Origin of the sequence: Microcystis sp. M53598_WE2, assembly GCF_030067735.1 — a bacterium.
Classification (GTDB): Bacteria; Cyanobacteriota; Cyanobacteriia; order Cyanobacteriales; family Microcystaceae; genus Microcystis; species Microcystis aeruginosa.
The window spans coordinates 1-9,575 of the sequence record NZ_JASJFE010000596.1 but is presented as its reverse complement, the minus strand read 5'-3'; the positions used below and the strand labels follow the sequence as shown (position 1 = coordinate 9,575).

The 9,575-nt window shown below is 43.7% G+C and carries 10 protein-coding genes and 1 pseudogene; 4 read left to right on the top strand and 7 right to left on the bottom strand.

Annotation, left to right across the window (positions count from 1 at the left end):
* Positions 1–283 precede the first annotated feature (283 nt).
* The 3 genes from fabD to plsX all read right to left on the bottom strand — a co-directional run bounded on the left by fabD (position 284) and on the right by plsX (position 3,617).
* Positions 284–1,210 (bottom strand): ACP S-malonyltransferase, encoded by a 927-nt coding sequence (gene fabD / locus PX636_RS12090; RefSeq protein WP_002798356.1) that lies wholly within the window; start codon positions 1,208–1,210, stop codon positions 284–286.
* Positions 1,211–1,369: 159 nt separating this feature from the next.
* Entirely contained in the window at positions 1,370–2,371 is a 1,002-nt protein-coding gene (locus PX636_RS12085; RefSeq protein ID WP_288117349.1) for a beta-ketoacyl-ACP synthase 3, read from the bottom strand.
* A gap of 190 nt (positions 2,372–2,561) precedes the next feature.
* The gene (gene plsX, locus PX636_RS12080; RefSeq protein WP_147069366.1) at positions 2,562–3,617 is read right to left on the bottom strand and encodes a phosphate acyltransferase PlsX; all 1,056 of its coding nucleotides are present in this window, start codon (positions 3,615–3,617) and stop codon (positions 2,562–2,564) included.
* 149 nt (positions 3,618–3,766) lie between these two features.
* On the opposite strand from plsX, the gene PX636_RS12075 reads away from it, so the two are divergent.
* Genes PX636_RS12075 through PX636_RS12065 form a run of 3 tightly spaced genes read left to right on the top strand, consistent with a single transcriptional unit; the run spans position 3,767 to position 5,643 of the window.
* A complete protein-coding gene (locus PX636_RS12075) occupies positions 3,767–5,059 on the top strand; it encodes a D-alanyl-D-alanine carboxypeptidase (RefSeq protein WP_002798359.1) in 1,293 nt (430 codons plus the stop codon).
* A 49-nt stretch (positions 5,060–5,108) separates the two neighbouring features.
* Positions 5,109–5,393 carry a BrnT family toxin gene (locus PX636_RS12070; protein WP_002798360.1) on the top strand — a complete coding sequence of 95 codons (285 nt, stop codon included), beginning with the start codon at positions 5,109–5,111 and terminating at the stop codon, positions 5,391–5,393.
* Positions 5,380–5,643 (top strand): BrnA antitoxin family protein, encoded by a 264-nt coding sequence (locus PX636_RS12065; RefSeq protein ID WP_002798361.1) that lies wholly within the window; start codon positions 5,380–5,382, stop codon positions 5,641–5,643. The genes PX636_RS12070 and PX636_RS12065 overlap by 14 nt, the downstream gene beginning before the upstream one ends.
* 363 nt (positions 5,644–6,006) lie before the next feature.
* Here PX636_RS12065 and PX636_RS12060 read toward each other — a convergent pair whose 3' ends face one another.
* The 4 genes from PX636_RS12060 to PX636_RS12045 all read right to left on the bottom strand — a co-directional run bounded on the left by PX636_RS12060 (position 6,007) and on the right by PX636_RS12045 (position 8,898).
* Positions 6,007–6,189 carry a hypothetical protein gene (locus tag PX636_RS12060; protein WP_002798362.1) on the bottom strand — a complete coding sequence of 61 codons (183 nt, stop codon included), beginning with the start codon at positions 6,187–6,189 and terminating at the stop codon, positions 6,007–6,009.
* Between the two features lie 53 nt (positions 6,190–6,242).
* Positions 6,243–7,304, bottom strand: coding sequence for an N-acetyl-gamma-glutamyl-phosphate reductase (gene argC, locus PX636_RS12055; RefSeq protein WP_012265217.1), 1,062 nt, complete (start codon positions 7,302–7,304; stop codon positions 6,243–6,245).
* Between the two features lie 254 nt (positions 7,305–7,558).
* Complete coding sequence (locus PX636_RS12050) at positions 7,559–7,822, bottom strand: DUF3146 family protein (protein WP_002798367.1); 264 nt, start codon at positions 7,820–7,822, stop codon at positions 7,559–7,561.
* 86 nt (positions 7,823–7,908) lie between these two features.
* Positions 7,909–8,898, bottom strand: coding sequence for a DUF389 domain-containing protein (locus tag PX636_RS12045; protein WP_012265219.1), 990 nt, complete (start codon positions 8,896–8,898; stop codon positions 7,909–7,911).
* A 112-nt stretch (positions 8,899–9,010) separates the two neighbouring features.
* On the opposite strand from PX636_RS12045, the pseudogene PX636_RS12040 reads away from it, so the two are divergent.
* A pseudogene (locus tag PX636_RS12040) lies at positions 9,011–9,439 on the top strand (hypothetical protein); the annotation flags it as partial.
* Between the last annotated feature and the right edge of the window lie 136 nt (positions 9,440–9,575).

Genomic DNA, 9,575 nt, shown 5'->3' with positions numbered 1-9,575 from the left:
CTATTAAGCTCAACATATATTTTAAAGGTTGGCGGTCACTCCTCATTTTACCTGACAGTGATCGCTTTTACTTTTGATATCCTGATCGGAGAATGAAACAGCCCTAGAGGCAAGGGTGGGGGAGATTCGGCTAATCTAAGAATAAGCGGTTTAAATACGTCTTAGCTTAGTAGATATGTATGGGGAAGTTCAGTTATGATAGTTTTCTAAAAAAATACCTAACCAAATTTTTGGCTAGGTATCTATCAATTTACTTCCTTTGTCGAAAATGTTGCCAGATAATTTAACCAACACCAATTAATGAACCCTGCAATTTAACATCTTCGCTACCCTTGGATATATCGGCTAATTGACTGATATTTTCTAACTCAATTGCAGGAACAGTTCGTTTAATTAAACCAGTTAAAACTTTACCTGGTCCCACTTCGATCGCTTTTTCCACACCCACATCCAGCAATTTTAACATAATTTCTCGCCATCTTACGGAGCTAGTCATCTGCTGAATGAGATAACTTTTTAATTCCTCCGCATCGTTGATCGGTTGGCTAGGATTAACATTAGAAATAACGGGAACTTTGGCAGACCGAAAATTAACTAATTCTAAAATCTGCTGAAACTGAATAGCAGCATTTTCCATCAAGGGAGAGTGAAAAGCACCGGATACTTTTAACGGCATAACGCGCTTAACTTTCACTTGACCTAATACCAAATCCACCGCTGCAGGAGTCCCAGAAATCACCACTTGTTCGGCACTATTATCATTAGCAATAACTACATTTTCCGTCTGATTAATCACTGTCTCTAGACTGGTGCGATCGAATTTCATTAAGGCGGCCATTTTACCACCTTCGGCCGCATCCATCAAACGGGAACGGTTTTGAACTAGATTTAATCCTGTTTCAAAATTAAACACCCTGGCCGCATACAAAGCCGAATATTCACCAAGACTATGACCGGCAACTAGATCGGGAAAATGACCTTTTTCTTGCAACAAATCCGCTAAAATACTCTCCACCACAAATAAACAAGGTTGGGTATAAAGAGTACGAGATAGGGTTTCTTCATCCCCTTGACATTTTTCCAAGACCGACCACCCGAGGATTCTTTCTGCTATTTCTAATCTCTCTTGACCAAGCGCACTTTCCGCTAAATCTCCAATCATTCCTAACGCTTGCGATCCTTGTCCAGGGAATATCCACGCTGTTTTCATAAGTTCTTAAAATAGATAGATAGATGTGTTTGGGTCAGTGATCAGTGATCAGTTATCAGTTATCAGATGTGAGTTTTTAGTTTACTGTTTACTGTTTACTGTTTACTGGTTACTGTTTACTGTTTACTGATCACTGGTTACTGTTTACTGATCACTGAATTAATCTCCCCAACGGAAGATAATCCCACCCCAAGTTAAACCGGCACCAAAGCCGGAAGAAGCAATAATATCACCTTTTTTGACCTTACCACTCCTGACAGCTTCATCGAGGGCTAGAGGAATCGAGGCTGCGGAAGTGTTGCCATACTCGCTGAGATTGCTGATCACTTTTTCCGGAGGCAGTTTCAGGCGCTCGCTCACCGCGTCCATAATTCTTTGATTAGCTTGGTGCAAAACTAGCCAATCGATGTCACTGGTGGTTAAATTAGCCCGATAGAGAGCTTTTTCGATGACCTCTGGCACTTTCGCCACGGCAAAACGATAGACTTCCCGTCCGTTCATCCTTAGGGGCTTATAGGTCCCTTTTTGAACCCTTATCCCCTGCTTAAGGGGCAATTCTTCCCCCTCATAGGCGAGATTGAGAGAACCATTCTGACTGCCGTCGCTATGGAGTTCAAAACCGAGAATGTTATCTTTTGTATCATTTGCTTGACAAACCACCGCCCCTGCCCCATCTCCAAAGAGGACACAGGTAGCGCGATCGTTCCAATCCACCCAACGGGAGAGAACATCGGCCCCGATAACCAAGACATTGCGGTAAGTACCAGTACGGATAAACTGGGTGGCGGTGACTAATGCCACCAGAAAACCCGAACAGGCGGCGGTGAGATCAAAAGCGATCGCCCGATTGGCCCCGATCTGACTTTGAACTTGGGCGGCACTACCGAACAGATCATCGGGGGTAGAAGTAGCCAAGAGAATCAGATCGATGTCCCTAGGCGACACCTGAGCCATTTCCAGAGCCTTAATCGCCGCTTGGGCTGCTAATTGGCTCAAAGACACCGATCGATCCGCTAAATGGCGTTTACCGATGCCTGTGCGACTTTTAATCCACTCATCGGAAGTCTCGACAATTTGGCTGAGTTCCTCATTACTAAGAAATTGCGCTGGTGTGGCCGATCCACAACCGGTAATGACGACTGCTGCCCCGAATCCGTTCAAAATATTCCCCCTTTTTCAGTTATCAGTTATCAGTTATCAGTTATCAGTGGGTCAGTTATCAGTGGGTCAGTTATCAGTGGGTCAGTTATCAGTGACCAGATTTGAGTATTAGGTAAGCAGTATTAAATAGCAGTTTCCCACCGTCTTTTCACTGATTACTGATTACTGATAACAGCAAAAGGATGACAGCTTAATCTTCACCGTTCACCGACAACTTTTTTAATTGATGATGGTGGTCATTGTAGGCTTGAATGCGCTCAGAAACGCGATTATCAACGGCATTTTTTGCCTGTCGGATAGCGTTAAAAATTGAAGGCGCTTGGGAACTGCCGTGACTGATCACACAGACCCCATCGACTCCAAATAACAGTGCGCCACCGTGTTCCGCATGATCCATGCGTTGTTTGATCTGTTTAAGATTGGGTTTAATTAAAGCCGTCCCGACTTTACCCTGTATCCCCTTAGGTAATTCCTCTTTGAGAATTTGTAGGATAATTCCCCCCACCGCTTCGGCAAATTTTAACAGGACATTACCGACAAAACCATCGCAGACGATCACATCAAATTGTCCCGATAGCACATCCCGGCCTTCCGCATTGCCGATAAAGGGAATTTGCTGGTTATTTTCTAATAATTCGTAGGTTTTTAGGGCGAGATCGTTACCTTTGCTGGCTTCTTCGCCAATATTGAGTAAACCAACTTGCGGTTCTTCAACACCCATAACGTATTTACTGTAAATTGTCCCCATTAGGGCAAACTGCTCTAAATATTTGGGTTTACAGTCCACATTCGCCCCGACATCGAGGATAATCACCGATTTACCCGCCAACATCGTCGGCAGCACCGCACCGATCGCCGGGCGATCGATTCCTTTTAAACGACCTAAACGCAGTAACGCTGCCGCCATGGCTGCCCCGGAGTGACCGGCGGACACCACCGCATCGGCGCGATTTTGTTTGACTAAATCCATGGCCACATTAATCGAGGCCGCTGGTTTGCGACGGATAGCGGTGATCGGTTCTTCGTCCATGGCCACCACTTCCTCTGCGTGGACGATGGTGAGATTCTTGGGACGGGGATGATGCTGGAAATAAGCCTCAATCCGTTCAGAATCGCCGACTAATAATACTTCTACATCTAATTCTTCGGAAGCTCGCATCGATCCCGCGATAATCTCGTTGGGAGCGTGGTCACCTCCCATCGCATCTACCGCGATTCTTGCCCGATTTAATGCCGTTTCTGCCATTGAGTCAGTGGGATAGAAATCTTTAATAAGTTGAGCGGCAGCTCTTGACAAAAGCTGGCCGATCGAGGATTAGTGTTTTCTGATCGAGCAATTGTTAAAAATTACCAATCATCTCTATACAATAAGGCATCATTGCGATTAAGGAAAAGATGTTCTCAGTTTTTAATTTGGCAGTTTTCGGCTTTCTCTTGGGTTGGTTGGGGGGGCAATCCCAACCTATCGCCAATATTCCCCTAATTTCTTGGCAAAATCAACCTATTTTCCACCTTCCCACCGCTCCCGATCCCCGGGTGGCGGCGATCGTGGCTGATTATCTGCAAGACTTGACTAAAAAAGGTTTAAACTCTAGTCAACAACGGGTCTTAATTGAGACGGAATGGGCTGATTTAGCTGATCATCAGGGTAATCTGCCCGCTTCGGGGGCCTCTTTAACTAAAATCGCCACTACTCTCGCCGCCGTGGAAACCTGGCCTCTCGATCATCGTTTTGCTACTCGTTTTTACAGCACGGGAGAGGTAAAAAACGGGGTGTTAGAGGGAGATTTAATTATTGAAGGGCAAGGGGATCCTCTGTTTGTCTGGGAAGAAGCGATCGCAGTGGGCAATGGCCTCGATCAATTAGGCATCCGTCAGGTCAAAGGCGATCTGATCGTTACGGGTAAATTCGCCATGAATTTTCAAACCGATCCCCTCAAAGCGGGAGAATCGCTGAAAATTGGGCTTGATCAATCGAAATGGTCAAAAGAAACCCAAAAAGCTTTTCAGAGCCTTCCTAGCGGCACACAAGCCCCACAGGTGAAGATTTTGGGCATGGTTCGAGCCAGTCAAATTCGCCCCGAAAATGCCCGATTATTATTGCGTCATCAGTCCTTAACTTTAACGGAACTGTTGCGTCAAATGAATATTTATAGTAACAACGTCATGTCAGAAATGTTAGCGGAACTGCTCGGTGGCCCGGCGGCAGTGGACGCAATTAATACTAAAATTACCGGGGTAGGAGCGGAAGAAATTCAATTAATTAATGGTTCGGGATTGGGTGTAGAAAATCGCTTGTCTCCCCGGGCAGTTATTGAGATTCTCAAGGCCTTGGATCGCAAGTTAGCCAATCAACCGATACAAGTCGCCGATTTATTTCCGGTGGGGGGACGCGATACCAAAGGAACTATGCAGTGGCGCGCCATTCCCAAAGGAGTGGTGATTAAAACTGGAACTTTGGCCCAAGTTAGCGCCTTAGCCGGAGAAATTCCCACCCAAGAAAGGGGTAAAGTTTGGTTTGTGATTATGAATGCTGGTAGTAGCAATATCGAGGGATTCAGAAATCAGCAGGATCGAGTTTTACAAGCTTTAGATCAACACTGGCAAATTCTCCCGGAAGCTACTAAAGGATCGATTCCTGAAAGAGCTTTTTTAGGTGATCCCAGTCGGGTCAGTCAGGGTTTCTAGAATTGATTGGCTAAAATGTAACTGTCTGCTATAGCTCAAGGTAAAATTAGTGAGCATTGAGGAAATCATTTGGTTGGAAACAATTGTAGAAAAACTGGCCGTGAAGCATTGTGTCACTCCTGATGAGGTGGAAGAAGTTCTTGGCAATAAGCCCAAGTTTCGATTTGTAGAAAAGGGCGTTCAAGCGAGAGAATATCTATATCTAGCTTTAGGGCAAACCGATAGCGGACGTTATTTAGCTGTTATATTCGTCTATAAATTATCCAACCAAGCCTTGATTTTAAGTGCCAGAGATATGGCTGATAAGGAGAGAAAAATGTATGACAGAAAATAAATCAAAAAGCCTACCTAAGTTTAATTCTACCGAGGAAATTGTCAATTTTTTTGATAGCCACGATCTGGGAGAATTTGAATCGGAACTACCGGAAGTCAATTTTGATGTCGATCTGAAAAAAAAGCATTATTTAGTAGCAATCGATGCAGATTTGATGGTGAAACTTTTAGAAGTGGCCAGAGAACAGCAAATTTCTGTAGAAATGCTGGTCAATTCTTGGTGTAGAGATAAATTAATTATAGCGAGTTAAAAAGTGATATGATTTGGTCAACAATGTTCATTTTGTATCGAGGAGCCGCTAAGCTAAGACGTATTTAAACCGCTTATTCTTAGATTAGCCGAATCTCCCCCGACCCCTTGGGGGTGCCTCTTGCAAGAGTGCCTCTTGCCTCGTCTCAACAAGCAATTTAAATTACGAACAGCTTAGAAGTTTCTCCACTTGTTTTTATGGATAAACTGACTACTTTTCAGCCATTTTCTCCTTGTCTTTGCTGCCAATCGGTAAACATCGCATCCCAATCATAGTGACAAAATTTTGCCAGTTTTTCCCGAAATTGAGCAAAGGATGCCTGGTCAAACGGGCTGCATCTCACATTTGCAGAAATACCGACAATCAGCAATTATCAGTGACTCTTAAAATAATTACAAATGTATCAGCAGCTGCGTGTAAGCATCCCACCAAAAAGCTAATGCGCTCCGGGGTTTGGGGGGTAGAACCCCCCAAAGGCTTGGATTGAGTGATAAAATCGGAAGTGATCACCAATTTTAGAAGATAGTTTCCCTTTAAAAATCCCAACTCAGTAGATTTACAAAAATGAGATGTACTCGGTTAAACGCATCCAGGAATTTTTAAGGATAAAAACACATTTGCGGCAAAGCAAGGGATTCTTCCCAACCCATCATGAGATTGAGACATTGTACCGCTTGTCCCGATTGTCCCTTAACTAAATTATCGATCGCTGACATCACTATCACTCGATCGGTTCTCGGATCTACTTCAATACCGAGATAACATAAATTAGTACCACAGGCCCATTTAGTTTGTGGATAGACTCCCCCCGGTAGGATTTTGACAAAGGGAGAAGCGCGATAAAAAGCATTGTAGATAGTGATTAAATCATCCCGCACCAGATTGGGATCCCGCAAAGTTGCATAGACTGTGGACAGGATACCTCGGACCATGGGCATTAAATGGGGAGTAAACTGGACGCGCACCTCATGACCGGCTAAATCACCGCAAATCTGCTCAATTTCGGGAGTATGACGGTGTTTTCCCGCTACATTATAGGCCCCGATCGAACTATCTGCTTCTGCCAATAACATATTAATCTTAGCTTGTCTTCCCCCTCCCGAAGTTCCCGATTTGGCATCAATAATCGTGGTTTCCGGGACAATTAAACCCTGTTTTAACAGGGGAGAAATCGCCATTAAACTAGCGGTAGGATAACATCCGGGGCAACCGATCAAAGAGGCATTTTTAATATCTTCCCGATAAAGTTCCGGTAAACCGTACACAGCCGTAGATGCGATCGCTTGATCCTGACGTTCCTTGCCATACCATTTACTATAGGTGTCTAGGCTAGTAAAACGATAATCTGCCGACAGATCCAAGACTTTACACCCTTTAGCGAGCAAAGGAGGGGCTAAATCACAGGCTAAACCATTGGGTAAACCCAAGAAAACCACTTGACAACGGGAGGCAATTATCTCTAAATCGATCGCCTCCACATTAAGATTAATGCTATGACCGAGATGGGGATATAAATCACTGTAGGGTTTTCCGGCGCTACTATCGCCCCCCAGATAGGCTAATTCTACTAAGGGATGTTCTTTGAGCAAACGTACCAACTGTACGCCACCATATCCCGAAGCGCCGACAATACCCACTGAAACCTTCTGTCCTTGCGTCATTTCCCTTGTTCCTAAAAATTCTTATCGTTAATATAACGTTTTGTTCTGGCTGAATTTTAGCCTAACCGGTGGGATTTAAATCAAAAAACTTCCTGTAAAAACCTAGTATCTCGGCCGGGTTGTCCATAAACCGTCAATTTCTCTTGATCAATAGGCTGTTATCTTAATGATGAGGTACAAGGTTTTCCTTTTATGAGGCCAAATTAGGTTAAACTTCATCCTTAGGAGAAAGGCTGTAATTCAATCCCCCATATTTAAAATTTTGAGCGCACTGTAAATTCATAATCTCCTCCCGGTTCTAATTGATAATCGTAGCGTTCTAAAAACCGATTCAAGGGTTCAAAAATCAAAGCCCTACCTAGGGAAGGTTGTACTGATAACTTGCCTTGAAGAAAATGCCATTGAAAACGCCATTGATATTGTTCCGTCCGCACTTCTCCCTCTAATTTACCCGTTTGCCAAGATTGCTTAATTATCCGCACATAAGCCGTGCTTTCTGGTCGATTGTCGCCACTCACCTGAACCCTACCTATAGATTAAATATCAAACATTAAGATAACGAATTAATCCTTGTTTGTCATTACTTGAGCTAATTTTCTCGACTTTATTCTGGGGCAGTGACTTCATTAACCTTAGAAACCAAGACATTTAATTGAAAAGGTCGCCCCATTTCCTTAGTAATGAATTCTTCCAACAATTCTACCTGTCTGGGGGTAATACTTTCCGCAGTTCTTACTACTAATCTCACCCGGGGAGGTTGCTTGAGCCAATTAATCGAAGATTCCAATAATTCTGCCCGTTGAAAAGTAATCGTTCGTTGTAATAAAGCTTTTTTGAGCAACCTTTCTAAGCGAGCTTGATTGGCCAGAGTTGCAAAACTTATTCCTAACGGAATTAGCAAAACTGCTGTCAGGATAGAAGTCAAAATTAGAGCGTTACGCGCCCGATGAAAATTAGAATAACCTGCCAGCAAAAAGACCAACAAACAGGAGAGAGCAATGCCTAATAAATTGGTAATATATAACAGAGTTGCCCCCAAACTTAGGAGCCAATTCCCTTGGGATAATCCTAAACCAATCGTACAAACTGGCGGCATTAAAGCCACGGCGATCGCTGTTCCCGCTAAAGTACCTGAAATTTTCGGTTCTATTTTGGCATAACCACTGATTGCCCCCGCCGTAATTGCTACTCCTAAATCTAAAAGATTCGGTTGAGAACGGGCCTGAATTTCACTACCAAATTCGGAAATTCCGATCAATAATCCTAGCAACCAAGCTATCGCTAAAGCGATGATCGTACCAACTAAAATCGCCAAGGCCGACTTACGAATTAATCGCCAACTGCCAATTAAACCACCAAAAGCCAGACTACGAATCGGCAACATCAAAGGGGCAATAATCATCGCCCCAATAATCACGGCCGCACTATTGGCGACTAAGCCAAAGGTAGCGATCGCACAAGAACTGACAATCAAAGCTAGATAGGGAAAATCGAGGGACGCTTCTAACCATAAATCGCGCCACATAGTCCGCGATTGTTGCCAGGTCAAGGGTTTTCTTGAGAACCACGAGTGGGGCCGTTCTTTTCTCGTCATGGGGCTGAGGAAGATTGACTTTTCTTTTACTTATAGCTTTTTTTGTCTAATCAATGTATATTTGTATCATTTTCTTTAACTAATCTTACCGTTTTTTTCTTCGCCTCGATCGATGAAACCTCATGACCAATTTGCTAAAAACTATCTGGAAGAATTATTATCGCCCCTAGGCCGGGTAGAAATTAGCAAAGAAATTACCGACGAAACCCGACAAATTGATCTATTTTTTTCGCCTCATCCAGATCGGCAGATAACTGTCGATAATCTAGGATTATTAGGTCAAATTGCCCTAAATAGCGCTCTCCTAGAACCCTATCGTAATTCTCCCACTCGTGCCGATGTGCGTAATTGTCTCTCGAAATTAACCGCCGTTTTTGCTGAACTACAGCGACAAGCCAAACGAGAAAATAGCCCCTACAATGAGGAAAATTTGCCCCGTTTATGGATTCTTGCTCCTCTGGTTAGTGAGACTATATTAAACGGTTTTGGGGCGGCCTTAGACCGGAATTGGCCCGAAGGGGTCTATTTCTTGCCTCCTTTACCGAAATTTTGGGTTAAAGCCCCGTCCTTTTAGGACGGCTTTTTAAACTATATCTTGTTAACTTAACTTTTATTGTGCTATACTGATTTTGTCTAAGTCCCCCCTGCGTAAAATGTTTGTCTTAGAGTTTAAAGTT